This window comes from Brevibacterium renqingii, from assembly GCF_017808105.1.
Lineage (GTDB): Bacteria > Actinomycetota > Actinomycetes > Actinomycetales > Brevibacteriaceae > Brevibacterium > Brevibacterium renqingii.
Genome location: NZ_JADBHF010000006.1, coordinates 119,737 through 145,877 on the forward strand (window position 1 = coordinate 119,737; position 26,141 = coordinate 145,877).

Annotated in this window: 25 protein-coding genes; 14 read left to right on the forward strand and 11 right to left on the reverse strand. The window is 66.7% G+C overall.

Annotation, left to right across the window (positions count from 1 at the left end; all coding sequences use genetic code 11):
* Window positions 1-20: 20 nt before the first annotated feature.
* The 6 genes from hemL to ccsB all read left to right on the forward strand — a co-directional run bounded on the left by hemL (window position 21) and on the right by ccsB (window position 6,148).
* On the forward strand, window positions 21-1,382 hold the full coding sequence (gene hemL, locus IHE57_RS07870; RefSeq protein ID WP_209372280.1) for a glutamate-1-semialdehyde 2,1-aminomutase: 1,362 nt from the start codon (window positions 21-23) through the stop codon (window positions 1,380-1,382).
* On the forward strand, window positions 1,379-2,020 hold the full coding sequence (locus tag IHE57_RS07875; protein ID WP_209372282.1) for a histidine phosphatase family protein: 642 nt from the start codon (window positions 1,379-1,381) through the stop codon (window positions 2,018-2,020). Before hemL ends, IHE57_RS07875 begins: the two co-directional genes overlap by 4 nt.
* Window positions 2,017-2,616 (forward strand): TlpA family protein disulfide reductase, encoded by a 600-nt coding sequence (locus tag IHE57_RS07880; RefSeq protein ID WP_209325822.1) that lies wholly within the window; start codon window positions 2,017-2,019, stop codon window positions 2,614-2,616. Before IHE57_RS07875 ends, IHE57_RS07880 begins: the two co-directional genes overlap by 4 nt.
* Window positions 2,617-2,621: 5 nt before the next feature.
* The gene (locus tag IHE57_RS07885) at window positions 2,622-3,377 is read left to right on the forward strand and encodes a cytochrome c biogenesis CcdA family protein (RefSeq protein ID WP_209325910.1); all 756 of its coding nucleotides are present in this window, start codon (window positions 2,622-2,624) and stop codon (window positions 3,375-3,377) included.
* A complete protein-coding gene (gene resB / locus IHE57_RS07890; RefSeq protein WP_366933895.1) occupies window positions 3,377-5,008 on the forward strand; it encodes a cytochrome c biogenesis protein ResB in 1,632 nt (543 codons plus the stop codon). The genes IHE57_RS07885 and resB overlap by 1 nt, the downstream gene beginning before the upstream one ends.
* A 132-nt stretch (window positions 5,009-5,140) precedes the next feature.
* The gene (ccsB, locus tag IHE57_RS07895) at window positions 5,141-6,148 is read left to right on the forward strand and encodes a c-type cytochrome biogenesis protein CcsB (protein ID WP_209372284.1); all 1,008 of its coding nucleotides are present in this window, start codon (window positions 5,141-5,143) and stop codon (window positions 6,146-6,148) included.
* 369 nt (window positions 6,149-6,517) lie between these two features.
* Here the strand turns inward: ccsB and IHE57_RS07900 are convergent, their stop codons facing one another.
* Window positions 6,518-6,952, reverse strand: a complete 435-nt coding sequence (locus IHE57_RS07900; RefSeq protein ID WP_209325820.1) for a PLD nuclease N-terminal domain-containing protein — start codon at window positions 6,950-6,952, stop codon at window positions 6,518-6,520.
* An 84-nt stretch (window positions 6,953-7,036) separates the two neighbouring features.
* On the opposite strand from IHE57_RS07900, the gene IHE57_RS07905 reads away from it, so the two are divergent.
* The gene (locus IHE57_RS07905) at window positions 7,037-7,345 is read left to right on the forward strand and encodes a DUF4229 domain-containing protein (protein ID WP_209325819.1); all 309 of its coding nucleotides are present in this window, start codon (window positions 7,037-7,039) and stop codon (window positions 7,343-7,345) included.
* A 46-nt stretch (window positions 7,346-7,391) separates the two neighbouring features.
* Here IHE57_RS07905 and IHE57_RS07910 read toward each other — a convergent pair whose 3' ends face one another.
* From IHE57_RS07910 to IHE57_RS07920, 3 genes are read right to left on the reverse strand one after another with little or no spacing between them, the layout of a single operon-like run.
* Entirely contained in the window at window positions 7,392-8,324 is a 933-nt protein-coding gene (locus IHE57_RS07910) for a 1,4-dihydroxy-2-naphthoate polyprenyltransferase (protein ID WP_209372286.1), read from the reverse strand.
* A 54-nt stretch (window positions 8,325-8,378) separates the two neighbouring features.
* Window positions 8,379-9,623: an AMP-binding protein gene (locus IHE57_RS07915; RefSeq protein ID WP_366933896.1), complete on the reverse strand. Its 1,245-nt coding sequence runs from the start codon at window positions 9,621-9,623 to the stop codon at window positions 8,379-8,381.
* A 20-nt stretch (window positions 9,624-9,643) separates the two neighbouring features.
* Window positions 9,644-10,564, reverse strand: coding sequence for a 1,4-dihydroxy-2-naphthoyl-CoA synthase (locus tag IHE57_RS07920; RefSeq protein WP_209325816.1), 921 nt, complete (start codon window positions 10,562-10,564; stop codon window positions 9,644-9,646).
* A gap of 120 nt (window positions 10,565-10,684) precedes the next feature.
* Between IHE57_RS07920 and IHE57_RS07925 the strand changes: the two genes are divergently transcribed.
* Complete coding sequence (locus IHE57_RS07925; protein WP_209372288.1) at window positions 10,685-11,254, forward strand: dienelactone hydrolase family protein; 570 nt, start codon at window positions 10,685-10,687, stop codon at window positions 11,252-11,254.
* Window positions 11,255-11,322: 68 nt separating this feature from the next.
* A complete protein-coding gene (locus IHE57_RS07930) occupies window positions 11,323-12,483 on the forward strand; it encodes an o-succinylbenzoate synthase (RefSeq protein ID WP_209372290.1) in 1,161 nt (386 codons plus the stop codon).
* Window position 12,484: 1 nt separating this feature from the next.
* On the opposite strand, the gene IHE57_RS07935 is transcribed toward IHE57_RS07930, so the two are convergent.
* Both IHE57_RS07935 and IHE57_RS07940 read right to left on the reverse strand, forming a co-directional pair.
* A complete protein-coding gene (locus IHE57_RS07935; protein ID WP_209372292.1) occupies window positions 12,485-13,192 on the reverse strand; it encodes a hypothetical protein in 708 nt (235 codons plus the stop codon).
* 15 nt (window positions 13,193-13,207) lie between these two features.
* Complete coding sequence (locus tag IHE57_RS07940) at window positions 13,208-14,815, reverse strand: alpha/beta hydrolase (protein ID WP_209325812.1); 1,608 nt, start codon at window positions 14,813-14,815, stop codon at window positions 13,208-13,210.
* Window positions 14,816-14,874: 59 nt separating this feature from the next.
* On the opposite strand from IHE57_RS07940, the gene menD reads away from it, so the two are divergent.
* Window positions 14,875-16,638, forward strand: a complete 1,764-nt coding sequence (menD, locus tag IHE57_RS07945; RefSeq protein WP_216629965.1) for a 2-succinyl-5-enolpyruvyl-6-hydroxy-3-cyclohexene-1-carboxylic-acid synthase — start codon at window positions 14,875-14,877, stop codon at window positions 16,636-16,638.
* A 36-nt stretch (window positions 16,639-16,674) separates the two neighbouring features.
* Here the strand turns inward: menD and IHE57_RS07950 are convergent, their stop codons facing one another.
* Complete coding sequence (locus IHE57_RS07950) at window positions 16,675-18,039, reverse strand: isochorismate synthase (protein ID WP_209372294.1); 1,365 nt, start codon at window positions 18,037-18,039, stop codon at window positions 16,675-16,677.
* Between the two features lie 159 nt (window positions 18,040-18,198).
* On the opposite strand from IHE57_RS07950, the gene IHE57_RS07955 reads away from it, so the two are divergent.
* From IHE57_RS07955 to IHE57_RS07965, 3 genes are read left to right on the forward strand one after another with little or no spacing between them, the layout of a single operon-like run.
* On the forward strand, window positions 18,199-18,948 hold the full coding sequence (locus IHE57_RS07955) for a demethylmenaquinone methyltransferase (RefSeq protein WP_209372296.1): 750 nt from the start codon (window positions 18,199-18,201) through the stop codon (window positions 18,946-18,948).
* Window positions 18,949-18,956: 8 nt separating this feature from the next.
* Window positions 18,957-20,258: a geranylgeranyl reductase family protein gene (locus IHE57_RS07960; protein ID WP_209372390.1), complete on the forward strand. Its 1,302-nt coding sequence runs from the start codon at window positions 18,957-18,959 to the stop codon at window positions 20,256-20,258.
* A gap of 45 nt (window positions 20,259-20,303) precedes the next feature.
* Window positions 20,304-21,314, forward strand: a complete 1,011-nt coding sequence (locus IHE57_RS07965) for a polyprenyl synthetase family protein (RefSeq protein WP_209372298.1) — start codon at window positions 20,304-20,306, stop codon at window positions 21,312-21,314.
* A 141-nt stretch (window positions 21,315-21,455) separates the two neighbouring features.
* On the opposite strand, the gene IHE57_RS07970 is transcribed toward IHE57_RS07965, so the two are convergent.
* The 4 genes from IHE57_RS07970 to rarD all read right to left on the reverse strand — a co-directional run bounded on the left by IHE57_RS07970 (window position 21,456) and on the right by rarD (window position 24,548).
* Window positions 21,456-22,199, reverse strand: coding sequence for a hypothetical protein (locus tag IHE57_RS07970; protein WP_209372300.1), 744 nt, complete (start codon window positions 22,197-22,199; stop codon window positions 21,456-21,458).
* Window positions 22,196-23,113: an ABC transporter ATP-binding protein gene (locus tag IHE57_RS07975; RefSeq protein WP_209372302.1), complete on the reverse strand. Its 918-nt coding sequence runs from the start codon at window positions 23,111-23,113 to the stop codon at window positions 22,196-22,198. Before IHE57_RS07975 ends, IHE57_RS07970 begins: the two co-directional genes overlap by 4 nt.
* Window positions 23,114-23,116: 3 nt before the next feature.
* The gene (locus IHE57_RS07980; RefSeq protein ID WP_216629782.1) at window positions 23,117-23,530 is read right to left on the reverse strand and encodes a GntR family transcriptional regulator; all 414 of its coding nucleotides are present in this window, start codon (window positions 23,528-23,530) and stop codon (window positions 23,117-23,119) included.
* A gap of 112 nt (window positions 23,531-23,642) precedes the next feature.
* Window positions 23,643-24,548: an EamA family transporter RarD gene (gene rarD / locus IHE57_RS07985; RefSeq protein ID WP_209325905.1), complete on the reverse strand. Its 906-nt coding sequence runs from the start codon at window positions 24,546-24,548 to the stop codon at window positions 23,643-23,645.
* Window positions 24,549-24,703: 155 nt separating this feature from the next.
* Here rarD and IHE57_RS07990 point away from each other — a divergent pair, with 155 nt between their 5' ends.
* Window positions 24,704-26,122, forward strand: coding sequence for an FAD-dependent oxidoreductase (locus tag IHE57_RS07990; RefSeq protein ID WP_209325806.1), 1,419 nt, complete (start codon window positions 24,704-24,706; stop codon window positions 26,120-26,122).
* Window positions 26,123-26,141 lie beyond the last annotated feature (19 nt).

Below are 26,141 nucleotides of genomic sequence, written 5' to 3' on the forward strand. Positions count from 1 at the left end.
GAAGAATCAGAGGAGACCCCATGACGACAGAACCGACGCAGGGCCGAACCACCGAACAGTCCGCCGGACTCTTCACCCGCGCCGAGGCGGTCATCCCCGGCGGAGTCAACTCCCCGGTGCGCGCGTTCAAGGCCGTCGGCGGCACCCCCCGTTTCATCACTTCGGCCACCGGTGCCTGGCTGCGCGACGTCGACGGGAACGACTACATCGACCTCATCGGCTCCTGGGGGCCGATGATCATGGGCCATTCCCGCCCCGAGGTGCTCGCCGCCGTCCAGGAGGCCGCGGCCAAGGGCTTCTCCTTCGGCACCCCGTCGACCGGTGAAGTCGAGCTCGCCGAGGAGATCGTGGCCCGCGTCGAACCCGTCGACCAGGTGCGGCTCGTGTCCTCGGGCACCGAGGCGACCATGTCCGCGATCCGGTTGGCTCGCGGGTACACGGGACGGTCGAAGGTCGTGAAGTTCGCCGGCTGCTACCACGGCCACGTCGACTCTCTGCTCGCTCAGGCCGGTTCCGGCCTGGCCACCTTCTCACTGCCGGACACACCGGGAGTGACCGGGGCGCAGGCTCAGGACACCATCGTCGTCGACTACAACGACGCCGCCGGCCTCGAAGCGGTCTTCGCCGAACACGGCGAGGACATCGCCTGCGTCATCACCGAGGCCAGCCCCGGCAACATGGGCGTGGTGCCCCCGCGCGAGGGCTTCACGAACACCATCCGCCGCCTCACCCGCGCCCACGGGGCACTGATGATCAGCGACGAGGTGATGACCGGATTCCGCGTCTCGGCCGCCGGCTGGTACGGCTACGAGTCCGAGGCACTCGGCTACCCCGAGGGCCCCGCCGATCTGTTCACCTTCGGCAAGGTCATGGGCGGGGGATTCCCCGCAGCGGCCTTCGGCGGTCGCGCCGAAGTCATGGCCCATCTCGCCCCGGCCGGCCCCGTCTATCAGGCCGGAACGCTCTCGGGCAACCCGGTGGCCACGGCTGCGGGACTGACCACGCTCAAGCTCACCACCGAGCTCGACGTGTACTCGCACATCGGACGCGCTGCGGACATTCTGCGACCGGCCGTCGCTGCGAGCCTGGAGGCCGAAGGCGTCGCCCACGTCATCCAGTCCGCGAACTCGATGTTCTCGGTCTTCTTCACCGACTCGGAGGTGACGAACTACGAACAGGCGCGCGGACAGAACGTCGAGCGCTACTCGGCGTTCTTCAACGCCATGCTCGACCAGGGCATCCACATGCCGCCGAGCGCCTTCGAGGCCTGGTTCCTGTCCTACGCCCACACGGATGAGATCCTCGACAGGATCGTGACCGCCCTGCCCGCAGCGGCGAAGGCCGCGGCCGCCGTGCCGGAGGCGGGGAAGGCGCAGGCATGACCACCATCCACCTGGTCCGGCACGGGGAGGTCGACAATCCCGAAGGGATCCTCTACGGTCGGCTGCCGCATTTCGGACTGACCGACCGCGGCCATGAGATGGCCGAGCGCGTCGCGAAGCACTTCTCGACTGCGACGACCGCTCCGGCCGCGCTCGTCGCCTCGCCGCTGCTGCGCACTCAGCAGACGATCGGACCGCTGGCGCAGGCCCTGGACCTGCCGGTGTTCACCGATGACCGGGTGATCGAGGCCGCGAACTCCTTCGAAGGGCAGAAGGTCAATGCCCGTCGGCTGGCGGAACCGAAGAACCTCCTGCGTCTGTACAACCCGCTCACCCCCTCTTGGGGCGAGCCGTACCGGCAGATCGTGCTGCGCATGCGCGCGGCGATGGCCAGCCTGCGCGCCAAGCTGGCCCAACACGGTCCCGAGGCCGAGGGAGTCATCGTCTCGCACCAGCTGCCGATCTGGATGACGCGGCTGGCGGCGGAGGAGCGTCCGCTCGTCCACGACCCGCGTCGACGGGAATGTGACCTGGCTTCTATCACCAGTTTCACATTCGCATCGTCCACACTGGTGTCCGTGAGTTATGAGAGCATCTGTGCTGATCTGCAGCCGGGAACCGCGGTGGCCGGAGCATGAGTTTCGGCCGCAGCCCACTCAGCCGTCGCACCCTCTTCACCTCAGCTATCGCCGCCGGCACGGCCCTGGCGCTCAGCGCCTGCAGCGAGAACGACGAACTGGCCGATCAGGCCGGATCCGATCAGGGGTACGTCTCCGGATCGGGAGTGGTCTCGCAGGTGGCCGCCGAAGATCGCGGTGAGCCCCTCGAGCTGAGCTTCGAGACCCTCGACGGCGAGAAGATGTCCCTGGCCGACCTGCGCCCGACCCCCGTGGTCATCAACCTCTGGTACGCGGCCTGCCCGCCGTGTCGGAAGGAAGCGCCGGAACTGAAATCCGTATCGGAGAGCTTCGGCGACAAGGCGCAATTCATCGGCGTCAACGTCCGCGACCAGGCTGCCGCGGCCAACGCGTTCATCAGCAGCTACCAGGTCCCGTACCCGAACATGCTCGACTCGAACGGTGAGATGGTCTCCCTCCTCTCTGGCGTCCTGCCCCCGCAGGCCACACCCTCGACGGTGGTGCTCGACTCTCAGGGGCGAGCCGCCGCCCGGGTGGTCGGCGAGGTCGACGCGTCAACGCTCAAGGGACTCATCGAGGACGTGCGGGCCGAGTGAGTGGGATCGGGGCGGAGTTCGCCCAGACGGTTCTCTCCGGTCCACTGCTGTTGGCCGCCGGCGCTGCAGCACTGGCGGGTCTGGTGTCCTTCCTCTCCCCGTGCGTGCTGCCTCTGGTGCCCGGCTACGTCGGATACGTCACCGGCCTGTCCGGGTCCTCGCTCAAGGACAAGCAGACCTGGCGCGTCGCAGTCGGCATCAGCCTGTTCGTGCTCGGCTTCACCGTCGTCTTCGTCCTCCTGGGAACCAGTTTCTCTGCGCTCGGGGCGCTGTTCTCGCAATGGCAGGACATCATCATCCGCATCCTCGGTGTCCTCGTCATCCTCGCCGGTTTCGTGTTCATGGGCGGGTTCGGTCTGCTGCAGAGCGAACACCGGATCCGCGCGAGGCCGAAGGCGGGCCTCTGGGGCGCCCCGGTCCTCGGGGCGAGCTTCGCACTCGGCTGGGCTCCCTGCGTGGGTCCGACCCTGTCGGCCGTGCTGAGCATGTCGGTGAGCTTCGGCGGCGACGGGATGATCTGGCGCGGTGCCCTGCTCGCCTTCGTCTACTGCCTCGGACTGGGCATCCCGTTCATCCTCCTGGCGCTGGCCATCCACAAGGGTGCGGGACGACTCGAGTGGGTGCGCAGGCACCAGAGCGCGATCGTGCGCGCCGGCGGCATCATGCTCATCATCCTCGGGGTGCTCATGGCCAGCGGCGTTTGGAATATGTGGATGACCTCACTGCAAGGTCTGATCAATGGATTCGAAGTGGTGATCTAGTGGAGGGCAAGACCGAAGGCGCGGAGAAGAAGCCGGCGAAGTCGGGCGCGAAGGCGACCGTGACGCAGCCGCAGCTGGGCTTCCTCGGCATGTGCCGATGGGCCTGGACGCAGCTGACGACGATGCGCGTGGCGCTGATCCTGCTGCTCGTCCTCGCTCTCGCTGCGATCCCCGGATCTCTGCTGCCGCAGCGCATCCAGGACCCGGGACGGGTGAACAAGTTCCTGGAGAACAACGGTGCCTGGGGCCGGTTCCTCGATGCCATCCAGATGTTCGACGTCTATTCCTCCGTCTGGTTCTCCGCGATCTACCTGCTGCTGATGGTCTCCCTCGTCGGCTGCATCATCCCCCGCACCAAACAGCACTGGAAGGCGATGCGGTCGGCTCCGCCCAAAGCGCCGAGGCGGCTGCGCCGGATGCCAGGCTACGCGAGCTTCGCCTCGGCGCAGGGGGAAGCCGAGTCGCGAGAGATCGCGGATCAGGCGTTCCTCGACAGCGCCGAGGCACGGCTGAAGAAGTCCGGCTACCGCATCAACCGGCAGGCGGACCATGTCGCCGCCGAACGCGGCTATCTGCGGGAGACCGGCAATCTCGTCTTCCACATCGCTCTGCTCATGGCGACTCTCACGATGGCCATCGGCTCGCTGTTCGGCTACGAAGGCCAGCGCATCCTCGTCGAGGGGGAGACGTTCACGAACTCGCTGGTCTCCTATGATTCGTTCGAACCCGGCTCCTACTACGACGCCGACAATCTGCCGGCCTTCCGGCTGAAGCTCGACAGCTTCACCTCGACCTTCGACGACCAGGCGGCGGGCAACCAGTTCGGCCAGCCGCGCAGCTTCGACGCGAACGTCACGACCACGGTCGACGGGAAGAACGAGAAGCACACGCTCAAGGTCAACGAACCGGTCCGCGTCAATGGCGTCGGCGTCTACCTCACCGGCAACGGCTATGCCCCAGAAGTGACCGTCCGCGATGCGCAGGGCAACATCGTCCAGTCCGGACCGCAGGTGTTCATCCCCGACGGCGGCGACCCGGGCTACACCTCCGAGGGGGTCATCAAGGTGCCGGACTCGGCCGGCACCCAGATGGGCTTCGTCGGGGTATTCCTGCCCACCGCCACCCAGAATCAGGACGGCGAGCTCGTCTCGAGCTTCGCCGAGCTGCGCAACCCCTACCTCGTGATGAGCGGGTACACCGGCGACCTCGGACTCGACTCGGGAGTCCCGCAGTCGGTGTACTCCCTCGATGCCGAGAACATGACGGAGATGAGCGACGAGTCCGGCAACCCGCTCATCATCCAGCTGGCTGAAGGGGAGACCCAGAAGCTGCCGGGAGGCGGTTCGGTGACGTTCGACGGAGTCAAGAAGTACATCGCCGTCGACATCTCACAGGACCCGACACAGGCGCTCATGCTCATCAGCGCGATCCTCGTCCTGGCGGGACTCGGGCTGTCCCTGTTCATCCCGCGCCGACGCGTATGGGTCCGGATCAAGGACGGCGACGCCGAGGTGGCCGCACTGGCCCGTGGCGAGGATCCGATGGTCGAACGCGCAGTCGCCGACCTGGTCAGGGGCTTGCGCGATCCCGAACCCGACGACGATGGGGAAGAGAGCGACGCGGAAAGATGAGTCCGAGCTACTACGCGGAGTAGAATAGCCGCGGAGTGCGAGAGAACCGGAGCTCCCGCAGAGGGCTTCGAGCACATTGACAGCGACACCCGACAGCACGCGATATGAGAGCACCTGAGGTGCGGAGGATGAATGGACGTCAACACTGACCTCGCAATGTGGTCCAACCAGCTGATCATCTCGGCGATGATCGTCTACGCCTTCGCCATGATCTTCTATGCCTTCGACCTGTTCGGCTCCCGGGAGCTCAAGGCCTCTCAGACCGCCGTGGGCAGCACAGCCAGGCCGAGCTCTGTGCGGCGGACGAATCGTAAGACCGCGAGCACTGCGGTCCTCGACCGTCCCGGTGACGACGATTCTGCCGCTCCTGCCCCTTCCACTCGGAAGAATCGGCGCAGGGGAGCCCGGATCGGGACCTCCCTGCTCGTGCTCGCCGTCCTGCTGCATGCGGCGGCAGTCCTCACACGCGCACTGTCCGTGGCTCGGGTGCCGTGGGGCAACATGATGGAATACGTCCTCACGGCCACCACGATCACCGTCATCGTCTATCTCGTCGTGCTGATCAAGAAGGACGTACGCTATCTCGGCACCTTCGTGTCCGGTGGAGTGCTGCTGTGCTTGGGGCTGGCGATCACCGTCTTCTACACTCCGGCGGCCAAGCTCATCCCGGCGCTGGACTCGTACTGGATCGCCATCCACGTGCCGATCGCGATCCTCTCGACTGCGCTGCTCTACATCTCGGCGATCCTCGCCGTCTTCCAGATCCTCAAGAGCGTCCATGAGACCAAGGACCCGAAGTGGCTGCGGTTCATGCACCGACTGCCCGCCAGCACCGATCTCGAGCGGACTTCCTACACGATTGCGGCAGTCGGCTTCATCACCTGGACGTTCACCCTCATCGCCGGTGCCATCTGGGCCGAGGTGGCCTGGAGCCGCTACTGGGGCTGGGACTCGAAGGAGATCTGGACCTTCGTCGTGTGGGTCATCTACGCCGCCTACCTGCATGCCCGGGCCACCCGCGGTTGGGGTCCGACGAAGGTCGCGGTGCTCAATCTCATCGGCATCGCCTCGGTGATCTTCAACTTCACCGTCGTCAACGTCTACTTCAACGGTCTGCACTCCTACTCCGGTCTCGACTGAGGGGAGTCGGACACTCCGACTTCGGCTGAGGGGGGTCGGATACCTGCGGCCGAGTAGGGCCTCTGCCGTGCGGCGGCTCGGTCTGCGACTGCCTCAGGGGACAAGGGCCGCTCGAACGGCGTGTCGTCGCGCTCCTGAAACGGCGACGGCTCGACCTGCGACTGCCTCAGGGGACAAGGGCCGCTTGAACGGCGTGTCGTCGCGCTCCTGAAACGGCGACGGCTCGACCTGCGACTGAAAGCTCTGTTTGCATACAGAGCTCTGAATCGCAGAGCGAGCCGTCGGCCGCATCAGGCAGGTCAGAGCAGACTGTGCTGTTTCAGTGGACGTCAGGAAGCCGGACTGTGCTGGCTTGAAACGCTGCGAAACTCAGTTCGAGCGGCCGCGGCCTTCGCCCTTGGTGCCGTGCTCATCGGAGTCGGCTGAGGAGTCGGCAGCGGAATCGCTGTCCTCGTCGGTTTCGGCGGAGCCATCGTTCGTTGAGGAGGCCTCGTCGTTCTCACGGGCCCGCGGAGCATGTTTGCCGAGCTGGACTTCCCGGTCGACCTGGCGGAGGTAGTCCTCGTCGTCATCGGGCGCGACCTGCCCGCGCGGTCGGCTCGGCGAAGCGGACTTGCCCTCGGAGCCGCGACCGAAGAGATACCAGAGGACGAACCCGAGCACGGGGATGAAGAGGATGATGAGGGCCCAGGCAGGTTTGGGCAGGACTCGAATCAGACCCCGATCGCGCAACAGGCAATCGAAGAGTCCGTACAGTGTCACCGCAGCCGCCAAGACGATCGCGGCAATGAGAAATCGAGCCATGCATCCAGGATAGTCCACGAACCTGAGCACCGACTCAAGCATCTGGTGACGAGACGGTCACGATCGAGGGCTAAAATGGGCTCAATGCGCACCTTCTGGCTCTACTCACTCGCTCGCCTCGGCATCATCGTCGCCGTGGGCCTCGTCCTGTTTCCCTTCCTCGGCCTCAACATGCTCATGGCCGTCTCTGCAATCGTCATCGGCGCACTGCTGAGCTACCTGTTCCTCGGCAATATGCGTGCACGGGTGGCGGCCGATATCGAAGCCCGTGTGGCCAAACGCGCCGCCGAACCGAAGAAGCGAAGCGCCGACGAAGCGGCCGAGGATCGCATCGTCGACGAACGCATCGGCGAAGACGACCACGTCAGCGAAGACGGAGATCAGAACAAATAGCCCGCCGTGCCCGCAGGTCGGTCCCGAGCAGACGAACCGGATCCGATCAGAGGGCCAGGCCCAGTCCCATCAGCGCTGAGAAGGCCAATCCGGTCAGTCCTGTCGTCTTGATCGGCGGAATGAGCCCGTGCCCCGCAGTCCCGCTGAGAACCGTCTTGAGCGGGCTGAGCGCCGGCACCAGGGCGAGGATCGCCAGAGCGACAGCCGGGTGCCCGTCGAGGATCGCCAGGGCCAGGAGCGCGAATGGCAGCAGCACCAGCACCGCATAGGCGATGCGGGCGGCATTGTCGCCCAGCCGCACGGCGAGCGTGATCTTGCCTGCCTCGGTATCGGTGGGGATGTCACGGAGGTTGTTGACCATGAGGACCGCCGAGGCGAGCGACCCGATCGACACGGCCCCGGCCCAGCCGCTGAGGCTGAGGTGTCCGACCTGCATCCACATCGTCCCCAAGGTCGCGACGAGGCCGAAGAAGACGAAGACGAAGAGCTCGCCGAGGCCCATGTATCCGTAGGGCCGCTTCCCTCCTGTGTAGAACCATGCCGCGGCCACCGCGGCGGCTCCGACGACGAGGAACCACCAGGCCTGCGAGATGAGGATGAGGACGAGGCCGGCGACGCCGGCGATGCCGAAGAAGAGGAAGGCCGCACGTTTGACCTCGTGCGCCTCGGCCAGCCCGGTCGCCGTGAGACGGACCGGGCCGACTCGGTCGTCGTCGGTGCCGCGAATGCCATCGGAGTAGTCGTTGGCGTAGTTCGAGCCGATCTGCAGGCAGAGGGCCACGAGGAGGGCGAGGAAGCCGCGCAGCAGGATCTGCGGCAGTCCGACATGGTCGGAGCCGCCCGAGATGTCGTCGAGGATGAAGGCGGTGAATCCGCCGAGCGATCCGATCGCGGCACCGGTTCCGATGAGCACGGGTGCGAGAGCCAGGGGGAGAGTTCGCAGTCGAGCTCCCGAAATCCACTGGGCGGCATCAGCCATAGGTCTCGCTCACCTTCCTCATCAGTTGTGGAACCGTCTCATATTACCGATTGTTCACCGGCAAGGGTATTCGGTTCTGCGGGCGTTGAGATCGGCCGCGATCTTCGCTGCGGCCTTGCGGTCGGGTTTGCCGATCGACCGGCTCGGGATCTCGTCGACGGGGAAGACCAGCTGCGGCAGCAGCTGCCCGCTCATCCCGTGATCGAGACCGGTCAGCCGGCGGGCGAGTTCGCGCGGAGACTCTGCGGCGGAGACCGGTGTGGCATCGGCAGTCCCCTCGTCGCCGTCTGCGAGCCTGACGAGGGCGACGACCTGCTTCCCCCACTCAGCGTCGGGCACCCAGGTCACGAGCACCTCGGCGACGCCCGCGCGCTGCCAGCTCGGCAGCAGCCCGGTCTCCAGCGCGTGCGGGGACACGTTCGTGCCTCCGGAGACGATGATGTCATCGGCGCGGCCGAGCACCGTGAGCACACCATGATCGAGGCGCCCGAGATCACTCGTGTGCACGATGCGCCGGCCGCTGCCGTCCGCCTCGAGGCCGGGGGAGTCCACGGCAGCGATGGTGCCGTCTGCGGTGACTTCGACGTAGGCGTCGGCGACGACGGGGCCCGCCAGATCGATTGTGCCCGCCTCGGTGATGGTGATGTCGACCCCGTCGAAGGGCACCCCGTTGTATACGCAGCCGCCGGCGGTCTCGCTCATCCCGTAGGTGCGCACCAGCGACAGTCCCGCCTCGGCGGCGCTGTCGAGCAGGGCCGGTGAGATCGCCGCCCCGCCGAGGAGGATGTGATCGATCCTCGACGCCAGGGCGGTGGCGTGATCGTCGGCGAGGATGCGATGCAGCTGAGTGGGTACGAGCGAGGTGTAGGTGGGGCGGGACCCCGCCCTGTGCAGCAGCTCGTCGACCTCGGCGGCGAAGGAGGCCGCTGTGAACCTCGCCGAGGCGGTACGCACCGGAGGTCGCCCCGCCAGCCGAGCGCGCAGCTCCACCTGGAAACCGGCGATGTGATTGACCGGCAGGCACAGATGCCAGGCGCCGGCGCCCGACAGCGACCGTTCCGTCGCCCGCGCCGAGGTGGTCAGCGCGTGTGCGGACAACGCCACGGCCTTCGCCTGCCCGGTCGACCCCGAGGTGAAGAGGATGAGCGCCGGCGCCGGTCCGGGCCCGGTCCACGAACTGGGAGCCGCCTCGGTGACGGCGCCCGTGCGGGCGGCGGGCAGGATGAGGATCGAATCTCCCCGAAGCGCCCGGTCGATGGCCTCGGGCAGTTCGTCGGCGCTGAGTTCGCGTGCGGTCACGGTGGTCTCGGGCCGGCTGCTCAGTAGTACCAGGGGAACGGCGACCAGTCGGGGTCGCGCTTGTCGAGGAAGGCATCACGGCCTTCGACGGCCTCGTCGGTCATATAGCCCAAGCGAGTGGCCTCACCGGCGAAGACCTGCTGGCCCATGAGACCGTCATCGACGAGGTTGAAGGCGAATTTGAGCATCCGCTGCGCGTTCGGGGACTTGCCGAGGATCTCCTTCGCCATCGTCAGGGCGGCCGTTTCGAGTTCGGCGTGGTCGACGACCTCGTTCACCGCTCCCATGGCGGCCATGTCCTGAGCCGAATAGGTGCGGCCGAGGAAGAAGATCTCACGGGCCTTCTTCTGTCCGACCATCTTCGCCAGATAGGCGGAGCCGTAGCCGGCATCATAGGAGCCGACATCGGCGTCGGTCTGCTTGAACTTCGCATGCTGGGCCGAGGCGATGGTCATATCGCACACGACATGGAGGCTGTGACCGCCTCCGGCCGCCCACCCCGGGACGACGGCGATGACGACCTTGGGCATGGTGCGGATGAGACGCTGGACCTCGAGGATGTGCAGACGACCCGCCCGGGCCGGATCCACACTCTCACGGGTCTCGCCGGCGGCGTACTGATAGCCGGAGCGGCCGCGGATGCGCTGATCGCCGCCGGAGCAGAACGCCCACCCGCCGTCCTTCTCACTCGGGCCGTTGCCGGTCAGCAGCACCGCTCCGACGTCCGAGGTCTGGCGGGCATGATCGAGGGCACGGTAGAGCTCGTCGACGGTGTGCGGCCGGAAGGCGTTGCGGACCTCGGGGCGGTCGAAGGCGATGCGCACGCAGCCGAGGTCGTTGCCGTCGGCGGGGTCGATCGCCCGGTGGTAGGTGATATCGGTGAAGTCGAAGCCGGAGACCTCACGCCACAGAGAGGGATCGAAGATTTCTGAGACCGTCATAGTCCCCAGCCTATCGCCTGGGCATGCAGAGTCCGGTCGGCGCCTTGTGGCTCGTATCACATCGGACTACACTCGGGCATCGGCTCCGACAGGCGGAGCGACAGTCGATGGGGGACTGCAATGGCGGAAGTGCTGCTCTACCACCACATCCAGGGCCTGACCGACGGGGTGAGAGCCTTCGCCGAGGACCTGCGCCGGGCCGGCCACACCGTCCACACCCCCGACCTGTTCGACGGCAGGACGTTCGCCTCCATCGACGAGGGGTTCGCCTTCGCCGAGGCGGCAGGCATCGATGAGCTCCGGGTGCGCGGCACGGCCGCGGCCGACGGTCTGAGCTCCGACCTCGTCTATGCCGGGCTGTCCTTCGGAGTGATGATCGCCCAACAGCTCGCGCAGACGAAACCCGGTGCTCGCGGTGCTCTGCTCATGCATTCGTGCATCCCGGTCGCCGAGTTCGGCCAATCGTGGCCGCCCGACGTCCCGGTGCAGATCCATGGGATGCGCGACGACGAATTCTTCGACGAGGACCTCCCGGCTGCGCGGGAGCTCGCCGGATCCGCCCCTGCGGCCGAACTGTACGTCTATCCCGGCGACCGGCACCTCTTCACCGACTCCTCGCTCGGCGCCTTCGATGAAGACGCGGCCGCTCTGCTGCTCGAGCGGGTGCATTCGTTCCTCGCCGGCCTCTGAACAGCTCAAGCCTCTGTGCAGCTCATGGCACTCGGAGGCTCCTCGAGACGTGGGGATAGTCTGGGCCCATGGCCGATTCATCTCTGTCCGCACCCTCGCAGTCCCTCTCGGGATCGCACACACCGGCCGGGCCGCCGGGAACGAAGGAACCGCTCGATCTGCCCGAACACTTCGAGGACGTCATCGAGGACCTGCATGTGCTCCGTCTGCCCATGGTCACCCGGTTCCGAGGCATCACCGAACGTGAGGTCGCGCTCTTCTCCGGGCCCGCCGGCTGGGCCGAGTTCTCCCCGTTCACCGAGTACGGCACCGAGGAGGCGAGCCGGTGGCTGCATGCCGCCCTCGAATGCGCGGGGCTGCTGCCCGGTGATCGCGCAGGCCAGCCATCTGCCAGCGCCGCCGCAGATGCAGAGCCCCGGACGGTCGCCGTCAACGCCACACTCCCGGCCTGCTCGCCCGATGAGGTCGAGCCGGTATTGGCACGGTACGGCCATGTCGGCACGGTGAAGGCGAAGGTCGCCGAACACGGTCTCGACTCCCTGGACGAGGACATCGAGAGGCTGCGGGAGTTCCGTCGTCTCTTCCCCCGCACCGACCTCCGCCTGGACGCCAATGCCGGTTACTCTCTCGACGACGGACTGCGAGCCTGTGAGCGGTTCGCGGACTTCGACCTCCAGTACTTCGAGCAGCCTGTCCCCGGCGTCGAGGACATGGCCCGACTGCGCGAGGAGCTGGTCGGCAGGGATCTGCCGATCGTGCTCGCCGCAGACGAATCGATCCGCAAGGCCGAGGACCCGCTGCGGGTGGCCGCTCTCGGAGCCGCCGAGGTCATCATCGTCAAGGTCCAGCCTTTGGGCGGGATCGCCGCGGCACGTGCGGTCATCGACGCCTGCGGGCTGCCGGCCGTGGTGTCCTCGGCCCTGGAATCATCGGTCGGTCTGGCTGCCGGGGCGAGGCTCGCAGCCCAGCTGCCGCGCACCGTCCGCAGCCGCGCCCTTCTCGGTGAGAACCCGGCCTGCGGACTGGGCACCGTCCGGCTCTTCGCGACCGATGTCGTCGCCGACAGTGCGGGGATGCGCCCGGTCGACGGAGCTGTTCCCGTGACGCGGATCGTCCCGGACCGCGACCGCCTGCAGTCTCTGGCGGTAGGCCAGGGGCGGTACGACTGGTGGGCCCAGCGCCTCCAGCAGTGCTGGTCCCGGCTGCGCAGCGGGGACCGGTCGGTCTGAGTCAGCCTGCGTTGGCGACCGCGTCGACGAACGCCTCGGCGGTCTTCGCGACGGTGGACTCCTCGATGTCGACGACATTGGCCGCGGTGACCACGTTGTTGCCGATACGTGCGCTGATGGAGTGCGTGTTGAGGATCGTCTGCCCGCCGGCATCGATCGTGGCTTTGACTCCGACGGTCTCATCGGCACCGGCGACCTCGGCGTCGAAGGGTTCGAAGCTCATCGCCATCTCGATGCCTTGGGACTTGACGGTCACGTCACTGCATTTCTCGGTCACCTTGGTCGATGCCGCCAGCTGGGAACCGGCGGCGTCCTCGTCGGCGAGGCTGACGAGCGCGACGGACAGCGTGTTGTCGCTCGAGACGCCGGTGACCTTGTCACTGGCCTCGGCGGCATTGAGTGCCGCCATCGACAGGTCCTTGCATGCGCTGGGCTCGAACTCGGCCTTTTCGAGAGCTTTCATGGCCTCACTGCCCGAAGCCGCGGTGGTGTCGATGGCTTTGAAGGCCTGTCCCTCCGCGTCGGTGGATTCGAGGATCTCCTTGAGCGTCGCTTCGTCGAGCTGAGTCGCCTGCGGGGCGTCCTCGGTCGCGGCCGGTGCGGCATCGCCGCCGGACCGATCCTGTGCCTGGCCGCTGTCCTGGCCACCCGAACATCCTGCAAGGGTCAGACCGGCGATGAGCGCGATGGCTGGGAGTGTGCGTTTCATGATGGGCCTCTCGAGTCAGCGTTCGGAAGGAGAATCGGCAGCCGCAGAACCGCGACCGCTATCAATATATGCGTCCTGCGTGTCGTTTGCAGTCTTCGTCTGTGGCGGCTCCGAAACATCGACCTCCGCGGCCGGCTCGCCGGCGACGTTCGCTCTGCCCGCAGCCTGGCCGCCGCTCGCGTTCGCATCCTCCGGCGCCGAGGCGATCCGCACTGTCGTCACCTCCTCCTGACCCAGCGTGGTGAAGTGCTGTGTTCGTCTGCCGGGGATGATGGGGTCGTGCATGGCCGCGGCCAGCCGCCCGGTGAACGTCAGCCGTCCCTTCTTGTCCGCCCGCTGCTGATAGGCGTTGTCGCCGCTGGGGCCGGAGACGCTGATGTCATAGCGGCGTCCGGGTTCGAACAGCCCTGGGGTGCGCACCCGGAAGCTGCCGGTGCCGCTGAGGGAGAACCCTCCGGCGCTGACGGCGTCGAAGCGCACGATCTGAGCTCGGCGGCGGGAGATCTCCACCCTCCAGCCGTGGATGTCGAAGAGGGCATGGCCGGTGAGGTACGAGAACTCCCCGCCGTCGGCGACCCGGGCCCCGCCTCGGCGACGGAAGGACGCTGCACCTGCACCTGCACCGGGCCCGAACCGATCCGAGCTCACATAGTTTCGGCGGCGGGCCAGTGTCTTCAGCCAGGCGCCGAGTTCGCGTTCCCAGCTGAGCCAGTTGTGCAGTCCGCTCGTGCGGGGAAACCATGAATGGCGGATGCCCAGGGCGTTGAGTCGGGCGGAGAAGCGCTCGCCCTGACTGTTGATCATCGTCTCGAGCAGATCGCGGTCCTTCGACTCCTCGAGGCTGCCGGAACCAGCGCTGAACCACAGGTCGAGGCCGCGGAGGTTCTCGGCCAGGGCGTAGGGGGAGTTCGCCAGCCACTCGCTGCGATCGGCCACGGGGTCACCGAAGAGCGTCATCGACCTCGCGCCTTCGCGCATGGCGATGATGTCGAAGGCCGGCACCGTCGCCAGCGGGTCCAGTGGGGAGGAGAACGCGGCTGCGGCACCGTATCTGTCAGGGTGCCAGGCGGCATATTTCATCGCCCCGTACCCGCCCATGGACAAGCCGGCGAGCAGCTGACTGCCGGGGGCGAAGTCGACGGAGAAGGTCGCGTCGAGGAATTCGGGGATCTCCTCGGTGTGGAAGCGAGGCCAGTCGTGGACCTCGCTGCCGACGGGCATCCGGGAATACGTGCCGGCGCCGCCGTCTGGCATGACGACGAGATAGGGCGTGTCCAGGGTGAGGGCTTCGGCGGACCCGAAGTCCGTCCACGACCGGAAGTCGTCGCCTCCTCCATGGAAGAGGTGGATGACGGGGCTGACCTCGGCAGGTATGCCCGGCAGGAGCACGCGCACACCGACGGTTCGCCCGAGCGCGGGAGAGTAGATGAAGAATTCGCGCAGACGCGCAGACAGTTTGCGTTTGTCCCGGATGTGCCACTTCCGTGCCGCTTTGCCGCGAGGCTCGGGCCCGAGGAATGAGCTGTTCTGGTCGCAGGTGGGATACCGTCCGCGATGGGAGCGAGCCGCAGTCAGAGTGCGGACGGCGCGCGCCCCCAGCGCGATGATCAACGAGCGGCGCATGCGTCGAGGCTAGGGTGCGGAGATGAACGGCAGGTGGGTTAGTGGTTGAATATCAGGTGATGTCGAACTCGAGCGCGGTGGCGCAGCAGATTGCCAGAGACCTGGTCCGATCGGCAGTGACGGACGTGGTCATCGCCCCCGGATCCCGGTCCGCTCCCTTGGTCTATGCCCTGGCGCCCCTCGCCGAGGCGGGCCTGATCCGTACGCATGTGCGCATCGATGAGCGCGATGCCGGGTTCCTCGCCTTGGGATTGGCACGGGGCCGGCGTGCGCGCGGCGAGGACCGTGTGGTGGCGATCGTGACGACCTCGGGCTCGGCCGTGGCCAATCTTCACCCGGCTGTCCTCGAAGCCTCGTACGGGCACCTGCCGCTGCTGGCTCTGACCGCCGACCGGCCCGCCAGGCTGCGCGGGACCGGCGCTAATCAGACGATCGATGACCAGGCGCACGTACTCAGCGACGTCCGCGGCCGTTTCGACCTGCCCGCGAGTGAGGCCCCGACCGCAGTCGAGGCAGCGATGTCCGAGGCCGTTTCGGCCGCGCTGGGGCAGAGTGAGGCAACCGGCGCCGAGGCGGCCGGACCGGTCCAGCTGAACGTACAGTTCGACACCCCGCTCGTGCCCACCCCGGTCGAGTTGGAGGCGTGGACGGACGAGATCCGCGGATGGGCAGCGGCCCCTGCCGGAGCCGACACGACCGCACCTGCCGACTCAGCCGGCAGCGCATCCGCGGTCGCGCACGGACCGGGCCTCGACAACGAACGCGCACAGCGCGAAGTGAGGGTGACTGTCACCGATGGCACGGTCATCGTGGCCGGAGACGCCGGAGGGCACCCGGCGGAGACCCTGCGGGATCTCGCCGCCGGTCATCACCTGCCGGTGCTGGCCGAACCCTCGAACCCCTTGGCCCGGAGCATCGGAGGGGCAATGCCGCCCGTTCCCGCCCACGCTCGGGTGCTCGGAGAGCGTGCGGAGCTGACAGATGCGATCCGCACCGTCATCGTGCACGGAAAACCGACCCTGACCCGTCCTGTCGCCGCGCTGCTCGCCGACGCGGCAGTGCATGTCCGTCGTCTGCCCGACGACGTCGATGCCCGCGACCTGATCGTCACCGACGAGACGAGTGATGAGACGCTCTCGGGCCCCGATTGGGTCCGAGCCTGGGTGAGTGCCGGCGAAGCCGCTGTCGCCGCCGCGCGCGCCGAACGCGCGGCGGCGTCGGAGACCGCCTCGACGAGGGGCGAGAGCATCGATGTGCTCACGAGCCCTGCGATGGTCTTCGAAGCCATCGCCCGGGAGATCACCGAGAGCCTGGCCGCCCAGGATCATACGCTGTTCGTGGCGAGTTCGAACTCGGTGCGCTACCTCAGCGACGCCACCGATGTCCGTGCCCGCATCCACGCCTCGCGGGGTCTGGCCGGAATCGACGGACTCGTCTCCACTGCCACCGGCCTGTCACTGGGGCTGGAGGAGCCGGTCGTCCTCCTCATCGGCGATATCGCGATGCTCCACGATGCAGGCGGTCTGCTCACCCCGAGCGCCGAAGAGACCGGGGACCTGACGATCGTGGTCCTCAACGACGACGGCGGAGCGATCTTCGCCGGACTCGAGCACTCGCAGTCCCACCTGGCGGGCTACCTCAACCGCTATTTCACGGTCCCGCACGGCCGAGGCTTCGCCGAACTCGCCGCAGCCTATGGGTGGGAGCACACCCGAGTGCGCAGCGCGGAGGAGTTCGCGGCGGCCTTCGGCACTGTCGGAGAGCGTCGCCGGGGCGCAGGCGCGGGGGGCCGTCGGATCATCGAAGTGGCACCGGCCCGGTAGGGCGATCCCGTCGTCACCGACGAAGACGGTTGCCTCTCAGTCGAGGCCCAGGGCCCGGCGCATCGGAGCGAGTTTCGCATCCGTTTCGGCCACCTCGGCGGTGGGATCCGAATCGGGCATGATCCCGGCCCCGGCGTAGAGTCTGATCCGATTGCGGTCCTCGAGCTGACCGCAGCGCAGAGCGATGCCGAACTGACCGTTGCCGCGGCCGTCCATCCACCCCACCGGACCCGAGTAGCGTCCGCGGTCGAGGGGTTCGAGCGAATCGACGTGCGCCACGGCGCTCGCCTGCGGGTAGCCGCCGACGGCGGCCGTCGGATGGACCGCTGCGGCGACGTCGAGGGCGTTGAGAGCGGAGCCGGTCGGAAGGTTCGCCTGCGCGTCCGAAGCCGAATGGATGACGTTGGCCAGCGGGAGCAGATGCGGACGCTCATCGACGCTGACGTCCTCGGCGATCGAACCGAGGCTGCGCTGCAGGGAGGCGATGGCGAAGGCGTGCTCGGTGCTGTCCTTGTGCGCGCTGAGCAGCTTCCTGGCCGCGGGCATCTCCTCCATCGGGTCCTGCTCGACGCGGTAGGTCCCAGCCAGGACACGGGAGGTCACCCGGCCGTTCTCGACGCCGATGAGCAGTTCGGGCGTCGAGCCGATGAGACCGGCGACATCGAAGGTCCAGCAGCTGGGGTAGCTGCGATTGAGCGCGCCGAGCACCGACCGGACGTCGATGTCGTCGTCGGTGGTGACCACTTCGTCGCGGGCGAGCACGATCTTGCGCAGGGTCGGATCGTCGCTGAAGGCATCCACCTCTGCGGACGTGTCGATGGGAGTGAGCATGCCGGAGACCTCCGCGACCAGTTCCGCCCACTTCGCCGGGTCGAGATCCCCGTCCGCAGACCGCGCCGAGGCGACCCGGCGCAGGGGTTCGGCCTGCAGAACCGGGGGAGTGGGCGGAGTCGGATCGGTCGAGATCGATGTCAGCCAGACGCGACCGCCTCGGCGACCGAGAACGAACTCGGGCACGTGGATGATCGAGTCGACACTCGATTCGCCCGAATAGGCGACCGTCGTGAAGCACATCAGACCCGAGCCCAGCAGCTCGACCTCGTCCTCGACGCTGGCCTCGGCCGTGATCGCCTTCCACGCGGCCGAGAGCTGTGTGAAGCGTTCCGGGCCGCGGGCGCGGATGCGCAGCGTCCTGCCGAACCCGATCAGACCGGAGGTGTCGCGGACCCAGCAGGAGAAACCGGAGGTGGGCAGCAGCTCGAGGGTCTGCTCGACGGTGGTCGGCAGCCCGGATTCGAAGGGGAACCCCGGGCCCGGGTCGACGTCGTCGACGAAACGGGAGCGCACGTGCAGGCGCGGGGGAGCGGTGATGATGTCGGAGGTGCCGAAAGTCGTAGTCATGTCGGTCCAACTCTAGACGAGAACCCGGGGCCGCATCCTCTTCGCGGATCGCCGCTGAGGTCGGCCGATCGAGGAATGTGGTCATTTCCACATCCGCTGCGGCCCGGTTGCGCGCGGTTGGATTCGCAGTCTGCGTTGAGGTGTTGAGACAATGAGGGCATGAATCGTGCCCAGCTGGACAAGCAGCCCGACGACGTCGCGTCGATGTTCGATGATGTCGCCTCCCGATACGACCTCACGAACGATGTCCTCACCTTCGGCCTCGCCCGCGCCTGGCGACGCACCGTCGCGTACTCCGTGGCCGCCGGCCCCGGTGAGCGGGTCCTCGACCTGGCGGCTGGGACCGGAACCTCGTCGATGACGTTCACTCGCCACGGCGCCGAGGTGGTCGCCGGCGACATCTCCACCGGGATGCTCGCCGAGGGCCGTCGTCGCCACCCGAAGATCGACTTCATCTACGCCGATGCGATGGACCTGCCCTTCGCCGATGCCAGCTTCGACGTCGTCACGATCTCTTTCGGCATCCGCAACGTCCACGACGTCGACACGGCACTGGCTGAGATGCTGCGCGTGCTCAAGCCCGGCGGACGGCTCATCATCTGCGAATTCTCCACACCCACACTCGACGCCTTCAGCCTCGTCTACAAGGAGTACCTCATGCGGGCCCTGCCCGCCGTGGCCCGCGCCGTGTCCTCGAATCCCGAGGCCTATGTCTATCTGGCGGAGTCGATCCGCGCCTGGCCGAACCAGGACGCGTTCGCCCACCAGATCCTCGACGCCGGTTTCGACCAGGTGAAGTACCGCAACCTCACCGGCGGGATCGTTGCCGTCCACCACGCACTCAAGCCCACGGAGACGAGCGGCGAGCCGAACGCGCATGCCGAGGCAGCGGAGTCGCACGAGTCTTGAACGCGAAGCTGAACGAGTTCGAGGCCGAGGTCGTCGTCGTCGGCGCCGGACCGGCGGGATCGGCGATCGGCGCCTACCTCGCCCAGGCCGGGCACGAAGTGATCATCCTCGAGAAGTCTGGGTTCCCGCGCGACAAGATCTGCGGCGACGCGCTGACTCCACGTGCGGTCAAGGAAGCTGGGTTCCTCGGTATGGACCTTCCGGCCTCCGACGGCTGGCATCCGAACAGGGGGCTGCGGCTGATCGGCGGCGGTCACCGCCTCGAGCTCGACTGGCCCGATATCGACGGCACCCCGAACTTCGGTCTCACACGCCCGCGCATGGGTATGGACGAGGCCTTTGCCCGGCATGCGCAGCGCTGCGGGGCGAGACTGTTCGAGCAGGTCAGAGCGATGTCGCCGGACATCGGCGAGGACGGCTGGATCCAGGGGGTGCACGCCTCCGGCACCGATCACCGCGGCCGCAGGGTCGGTCCCGAGGCCCACTTCCGTGCGCCCATCGTCATCGCCGCTGACGGGGTGTCGTCCCGGCTGGCGGTGGCCATGGGGCTGGAGAAGCGCGACGACCGTCCCATGGGCATCGCCGCTCGGGCGTACCACACCTCGCCGCGGCACACCGACGACTACATCGAGAGCTGGGTCGAGATGCGGTCATCGAACTCGTCCGGCACCTCCGAGTCCCTGCCCGGCTACGGGTGGATCTTCCCCCTCGGCGACGGGACGGTGAATATCGGGGCCGGCCTCCTCGACTCCTCCCCGCAGTTCAGATCCGTCGACCTGCGCTCGGTGATGGGGCAGTGGATCGCGGACATGGGCCACGAATGGGGCATCGACGAGACGACCTCGCTGGGGCCGATCAAGTCCGCTGCCCTGCCCATGGCCTTCAACCGGACGCCGCATTTCCACCGCGGGCTGCTGCTCATCGGTGACTCCGGGGGGATGGTCAATCCCTTCAACGGGGAGGGCATCGACTATGCGCTCGAGTCCGCCCGCATCGCCGCCGAGGTGATCTCCACGTACTCCCGTTACCCACAGCAGGTGATGCGCCGTCGTCTGCAGGAGTACCCCGCGCTGCTCGGGGATTCCCTGGGCGGCTACTTCACCCTGGGGCGGGTTTTCGCTGAGATCATCGGCCACCCTGCCCTCATGCAGTTCGGAATCAAGTACGGTATGGGTGTTGACGTTGTGATGGAGTTCGTCGTCAAATTGTTGGCGAACCTCTACCGCGATCCGAAGGCCTCCGAGGCCGATCTCATCGACAGGGTGATCTCAGCCCTGACCCGAATCGTCCCGGCCACCAGCAATGTCTGAGCGCTCGGGCGAGGACAGACACCGACTACGATGAATGACGAGGACATGAGCCATTTAGCCTCTCCGGCCACTTTCACCGGTGCCGACGCCCAGCTCGCGGCGGAGATCTCGACTCAGCTGGAGGCCGTCGAGGCCAGGCTCTACGAGGTGACCGAGCAGACCCGCAAACTGCCGGACACGACCTCGAAGCATCTGCTGGCCGCCGGCGGCAAACGCGCCCGCCCGAACCTGGTGCTGCTCACCGCCCGCCTCGGTGAGGCCGAGCAGGATGACATCATCGACGCGGCCGTGGCCGTCGAACTCATCCACCTCGCCTCTCTCTACCACGACGATGTGATGGACGACGCGCCCGTGCGCCGTGGGGCACCTGCCGCTCATGAGGTGTGGGGCAACTCGGTGGCCATCCTCACCGGCGATCTCCTCTTCTCCAAGGCCTCCGGAGTCACCGCGAAGCTCGGCCCCGAGGCCGTGCGCATCCAGGCCGAGACCTTCGAACGCCTCGTCCTCGGGCAGCTCAACGAATTCGCCGGCCCGCCCGAGGGCGCTGACGAGATCGAGCACTACCTCCAGGTGCTCGCGGACAAGACCGGATCGCTCATCGCCACCTCGGCGCGGTTCGGGATCATGTTCTCAGGCGCCGATCAGGCCTTGGCCGAACCCGTCCGCATCTTCGGCGAACGCGTCGGCGTCGCCTTCCAGCTCGCCGACGACATCATCGATCTCACGACGGCATCCTCGGAGTCGGGCAAGACACCGGGCACGGATCTGCGCGAACGCGTCCCGACCCTGCCCGTGCTCTATGTGCGGGCCGCCGCCGCCCGCGGTGACGAAGCCGCAGCCGAGGTGGTCCGACTCCTCGACGCCGACCTCACCTCCGATGAGGCCCTGGAAGCAGCCCGAGCCGCGCTGGCCGCCCACCCCGTGACCGAACGGGCGCGGGCCGAGGCGCTGCATTGGGCTGAGGAGGCGAAGGCGGCGCTGGAGCCGGTGCCCGCCGGTCGCGTCAAGGACTCCCTGTTCGCCTTCGCCGATTCGGTCGTCGCCCGCAGTTCGTGACCACCCGACAGGTGCCGGACCGGGTGCCGCGCCGGGTCGGTGCCGCCGACTGGCTGCCGTGCAAGACTTGTGCAGCATACCGGGGGAGCGCTGGCGCTGCTGAGCTGATCGGCGACGGCGGAGTCGGCTGATCCGGCCGGGTCAGGAGGTCAGGCGACGCAGGGTCAGGTACGACCCGAGAGCGAAGACCACAGTAAGCCCCAGCGCCCAGCAGGCCAGTCCGATCGCCTGAGCATCGACCAGTCGCATCCAGACTTCTGGCCAGGCCCGATTGAAGCTGACCCACGCAGCACCGGCCACGAGGACCAGGGCGATGCCGATGAGCGAAACCGCGACGATGAGCGAGCCGAAGCGGTTCTTGACGATGGCGAACCAGAAGCCGAGGACGAACCACAGCATCGTCAGCACGAAGTAGATCGTGCCGGCAGCCAGCGGGCCCCCCTCCCATATCCAGGGCAGGTAGGCGAAATAGCCGTTGATGCCATAGCCGTCGGTGGCCTGTTCGATGAGGCCGAGGGCGACGAAGACGAGGGAGATGCCGACGGCGCTGATGCCCGCGGCGAGCAGGGAGCCGAGGTAGAACTCCCGGCGAGTGAGACTCATGGCCTGCGAGAAGTAGAAGGTGAGATTCATCGCCTGGGCGCCGACGACGGCGAAGTACCACAGTGGTGCCTGCGATCCCCCGCTGTACATCGGGGAGTTCGCACCCGAGGGCGAAACGATCCAGTAGATGATCAGGGTGATCAGCCAGACCCCACCGAGGACGACGACTGGGACCCAGACGAAAGTCTGCTTGTTGGTGAATTGGAGGCGGACGACTCCCCAGGTCCGGCTCTTCGGGCGGGAGGTCATGCCTCCGGACGGTTGCTCGACGATTGTGGTCATGTCTGAACACTCCTGACTTCGGTGGCGGCTGCGGACGGATCGACGGGGCCTTCCTGGGTGGTGCGTACGATGAGCTGCTGCAGGGAGACCGGAGCGAGGTCGAGGTTGGCATCGGCGATGTATTCGTGATCGACCGAGCTGAGCCGACCGAGCATGGTCACTGAGGCGACCCGACCCAGTGACTCGCGATGGATGACTTCCCGACCGGCGACGAGGCGGGCGATCGCATCGGCGTCCCCGACGATGTTGACTGCGCGCTTCCGGACCTCTTCGGCGGAATCGTCGATGATGATGCTGCCGCGGTCGATGACGATGACGTTCTCGATGAGATCGGCCACCTCGTCGATGAGGTGGCTCGAGAGCACGACTGTGCGGGGGTGTTCTGCATAGTCGGCGATGAGACGGTCGTAGAACGTCTGCCGCGCAACCGCGTCGAAACCGAGGTAGGGCTCGTCGAAGAACGTGATCTCGGCGCGTGAGGCCAGACCGATGATGACGCCGATGGCCGACTGCTGGCCGCGGGAGAGCTTCTTGACCGTCGTATTCAGGGGCAGGCGGAACTCCTCGATGAGCTCCTCGGCGAAAACTTGGTCCCAGTGGGGGAAGAACCGCCGTGCGTTGGCGAACGCGTGCTTGGCTTTGGAGTCCTCAGGGTACTTCTGGCTCTCGCGGACGAAGCACATTCGTTTGAGTACGCGGGCGTTCTCGTAGGGGTTCTCCCCGAAGACCTCGACCTCACCGCTGGTGGCGAAGTTCTGGGCGGTCAGTATCGACATCAGCGTCGTCTTTCCTGCGCCGTTGCGTCCTAGGAGGCCGTAGATCGAGTCCTGCTCGATGCTCAGGCTGACATCGTTGAGGGCGATCATGCTCTTGTATACCTTGGTGAGGTGGCGGAGCTCGACGACTGAATTCATGGGTCATCCTTTCGAAGCGGTCGGATCGGCAGCGGTGGTCAGGCGGAGTTCTCGGGAGCGCTCTTCGATGAGCGCGATCACGTCCTTCGCCCCCAGTCCGAGGCGGTTGGCCTCGTTGAGCAAGGGAGTGATGAAGCTCTCGGAGAATGCGGTGCGGTGTTCGTTGATCAGCAGCGCACGAGCACCTTCGGTGACGAACATCCCGACGCCGCGTCGCTTCTCCAGAACGCCTTTGGACACGAGCTGGTTGATGCCTTTGGCCGCGGTGGCCGGGTTGATGGAATAGAAGCCGGCGAGTTCGTTCGTCGACGGAGCCCGGGAGAGTTCGGGGAGGGTTCCGTTGAGGATCGAGTCCTCGACCTTCTCGGCTATTTGGGTGAACAGGGGTGTGCCGTCGTCGATCACATTCGACTCCATGTGAGTTGGTTAATTACCTAACTAATGAACCATGGTGCCAAAGGCGGTGTCAAGATCCCAGGCGAGATTCTTCGGGTGCCAGGGTGAGCCGGGGTTCGGCAGGGCGGGTCCGTCAGCGTCGACGGCTGTGGCGGAGCATGTCCGCGCAGAGCAGGACCACGGCGATCCAGATGATGAAGAACCCGATCCACCTCGGCGTCGACATCGCCTCGCCGAGGACGGTGATGCCGAGGATGAACTGGAGGGTCGGGGTGATGTATTGGAGCATGCCCACCCAGGACAGGGGTATGCGCCGTGCCGCGGCACTGAAGAGGATGAGCGGGATGGCCGTGGCGGGACCGGTGACGATGATGACGACGACATGCCAGGCACCGAAGCCGGTGAATGTCTGCAGCCCCTGGGAGCCGAGGGCGATGAGGTAGATCGCTGAGGGCACGGCGAGTACGAGGCTTTCGACGGTCATGCCCTCGAGCGCTCCGACGCGGCCGCCGACCTTGTTCTTCACGAGGCCGTAGAGGCCGAACGACAGAGCCACGGTGAAGGAGAGATAGGGCATGCGGCCGAGCCCGACGCCGACGATGATCACGGCCAGGAGGCCGAAGCCCACAGCCGTCCACTGCAGGGGGCGCAGCTTCTCTCCGAGGAAGAGCACACCCAGACCGATCGAGATCAGCGGATTGAGGTAGTAGCCGAGGGAGACCTCGACGAGCTGATTGGTCTCGACACCGTAGATGAAGGTCGTCCAATTGATCGCGATGAGCACCGAGGCGAGCACGAGGAGACCGAAGGTCCGCGGCGACCGCAGAATCTGCAGAGTGCGGGAGAATCCTCCGGTGAAGACGAGGAGGACTGTGCAGAAGGCCAGCGACCAGATGACACGGTGGGACACGAGTTCGAGGGCGCCCGTGGGCACAGCGGCGGCGAAGAGCAACGGCATGATGCCCCACAGCAGATATGCGGAGAATCCGTTGATCAGGCCGGCGCGGCGAATCGCGTTCTCATCAGGGGCAGGGTTCATGCTCACGGACTTCAGTCTAATGAGACCGCGATGGGCGACACGGAGTCGGGTCGGCGGCTGAGACGGTCGATGCGAATGCGAGTTTGATCACGTCGTTGTAAGGATGACCTACATTGGCGATAGACTCGGGGGCGACTGAATAGAGAGGTGTGAGAATGACTCGTCCCTTCCGGGTGGCCATCGTCGGCGCCGGTCCTGCCGGGATCTACGCTGCTGATCTCATGACGAAGGCAGAGCGTGATTTCGATCTGAGCATCGATCTCTTCGATCGTCTGCCGACTCCCTTCGGCCTCGTCCGCTACGGAGTCGCCCCCGACCACCCGCGGATCAAAGGCATCATCAATGCGCTGATCAAGGTTCTCGACCGCGGCGACATCCGCCTGTTCACGAACGTCGAATACGGAGTCGACCTCCATCTCGAGGAACTCACTGACCGCTATGACGCCGTGATCTTCTCCACCGGCTGTTTCGTCGACGCCGCGCTCGACCTGCCCGGTGTCGATCTTCCCGGCTCCTATGGTGCCGCGGACTTCGTCAACTGGTACGACTCACATCCTGATGTGGGCCAGAGCTGGCCGCTGGATGCTGAACGGGTCGCCGTCATCGGCAACGGCAATGTCGCCCTCGACGTCGCCCGAGTGCTGTCGAAGCAGGCCGATGACATGCACACCACCGAGATCCCCGACCATGTGTACGAAGGTCTCAAGGCCTCGCGCGTCACTGATGTGCACATCTTCGGCCGGCGTGGACCGGCACAGGCGAAGTTCACCCCGCTGGAGCTGCGGGAACTCGGCCATGTCAAGGATGTCGACATCATCGTCTACCCCGAGGACTTCGAGTTCGACGAAGGCTCGATGGAGGCCATCGAGTCGAGCAATCAGACCAAGCAGGTGGCGAAGACGCTCACGGACTTCACGATGCGCGAACCCACCGGGGCGAAGCGACGCCTCCACCTGCACTTCCTGCACGCTCCCGTGGCCATCCTCGGCGAGGATCGGGTGACCGGTCTGCGCACCGAACGCATGGAGCTCGACGGCTCCGGCGGGGTCAATGGCACCGGCAGCTTCCACGACTGGGAACTCGACGCCGTCTACCGTGCGGTCGGCTATGCGGGCACCGAACTGCCTCAGCTGCCCTTCGACGGCCGCAAGCGCGTCATCCCCAACCATGAAGGCCGGGTCGTCGATTCCGACGACCAGGCTACGGCCGCCGAGGCCGACGTCGTGCAGGGCGTCTATGCCACCGGGTGGATCAAGCGAGGGCCCGTCGGGCTCATCGGCCACACCAAGGGCGATGCCCTGGAGACCATCGGCCACATCCTCGACGACCGGGCCGCCGGAGTGCTCACGGATCCCGTCTACCCTGACGAATCGGCCATCGTCGACCTGCTCGTCTCCAAGGGCGTCGACTACGTCGATTGGGAGGGTTACCACCGTGTCGAAGCCGCCGAGAAGGCGGCCGGAGAGGCCGAGGGGCGCGAACGGGTCAAGCTCGCCACCCGTGAGGCGATGCTCGCCGAGGCGCGCGGGCACGTCACGGCTGAATCCGTGGGACAACCTGCCTCCGGGCACTGATCACTACGAACGGAAGCCC

What these genes read in the sequence shown, in the direction of transcription:
- IHE57_RS07930 (WP_209372290.1), top strand. Translation starts at nt 11,323, where the DNA reads ATGGCCGATTCATCTCTGTCCGCACCCTCGCAGTCCCTCTCGGGATCG.
- IHE57_RS07965 (WP_209372298.1), top strand. Translation starts at nt 20,304, where the DNA reads ATGAGCCATTTAGCCTCTCCGGCCACTTTCACCGGTGCCGACGCCCAG.
- IHE57_RS07935 (WP_209372292.1), bottom strand. Translation starts at nt 13,192, where the DNA reads ATGAAACGCACACTCCCAGCCATCGCGCTCATCGCCGGTCTGACCCTT.
- hemL (WP_209372280.1), top strand. Translation starts at nt 21, where the DNA reads ATGACGACAGAACCGACGCAGGGCCGAACCACCGAACAGTCCGCCGGA.
- menD (WP_216629965.1), top strand. Translation starts at nt 14,875, where the DNA reads ATGTCGAACTCGAGCGCGGTGGCGCAGCAGATTGCCAGAGACCTGGTC.
- IHE57_RS07975 (WP_209372302.1), bottom strand. Translation starts at nt 23,113, where the DNA reads ATGAATTCAGTCGTCGAGCTCCGCCACCTCACCAAGGTATACAAGAGC.
- IHE57_RS07880 (WP_209325822.1), top strand. Translation starts at nt 2,017, where the DNA reads ATGAGTTTCGGCCGCAGCCCACTCAGCCGTCGCACCCTCTTCACCTCA.
- IHE57_RS07905 (WP_209325819.1), top strand. Translation starts at nt 7,037, where the DNA reads ATGCGCACCTTCTGGCTCTACTCACTCGCTCGCCTCGGCATCATCGTC.
- IHE57_RS07900 (WP_209325820.1), bottom strand. Translation starts at nt 6,952, where the DNA reads ATGGCTCGATTTCTCATTGCCGCGATCGTCTTGGCGGCTGCGGTGACA.
- ccsB (WP_209372284.1), top strand. Translation starts at nt 5,141, where the DNA reads ATGGACGTCAACACTGACCTCGCAATGTGGTCCAACCAGCTGATCATC.
- rarD (WP_209325905.1), bottom strand. Translation starts at nt 24,548, where the DNA reads ATGAACCCTGCCCCTGATGAGAACGCGATTCGCCGCGCCGGCCTGATC.
- IHE57_RS07970 (WP_209372300.1), bottom strand. Translation starts at nt 22,199, where the DNA reads ATGACCACAATCGTCGAGCAACCGTCCGGAGGCATGACCTCCCGCCCG.
- IHE57_RS07955 (WP_209372296.1), top strand. Translation starts at nt 18,199, where the DNA reads ATGAATCGTGCCCAGCTGGACAAGCAGCCCGACGACGTCGCGTCGATG.
- IHE57_RS07950 (WP_209372294.1), bottom strand. Translation starts at nt 18,039, where the DNA reads ATGACTACGACTTTCGGCACCTCCGACATCATCACCGCTCCCCCGCGC.
- IHE57_RS07925 (WP_209372288.1), top strand. Translation starts at nt 10,685, where the DNA reads ATGGCGGAAGTGCTGCTCTACCACCACATCCAGGGCCTGACCGACGGG.
- IHE57_RS07910 (WP_209372286.1), bottom strand. Translation starts at nt 8,324, where the DNA reads ATGGCTGATGCCGCCCAGTGGATTTCGGGAGCTCGACTGCGAACTCTC.
- IHE57_RS07940 (WP_209325812.1), bottom strand. Translation starts at nt 14,815, where the DNA reads ATGCGCCGCTCGTTGATCATCGCGCTGGGGGCGCGCGCCGTCCGCACT.
- IHE57_RS07980 (WP_216629782.1), bottom strand. Translation starts at nt 23,530, where the DNA reads ATGGAGTCGAATGTGATCGACGACGGCACACCCCTGTTCACCCAAATA.
- IHE57_RS07875 (WP_209372282.1), top strand. Translation starts at nt 1,379, where the DNA reads ATGACCACCATCCACCTGGTCCGGCACGGGGAGGTCGACAATCCCGAA.
- IHE57_RS07920 (WP_209325816.1), bottom strand. Translation starts at nt 10,564, where the DNA reads ATGACGGTCTCAGAAATCTTCGATCCCTCTCTGTGGCGTGAGGTCTCC.
- IHE57_RS07990 (WP_209325806.1), top strand. Translation starts at nt 24,704, where the DNA reads ATGACTCGTCCCTTCCGGGTGGCCATCGTCGGCGCCGGTCCTGCCGGG.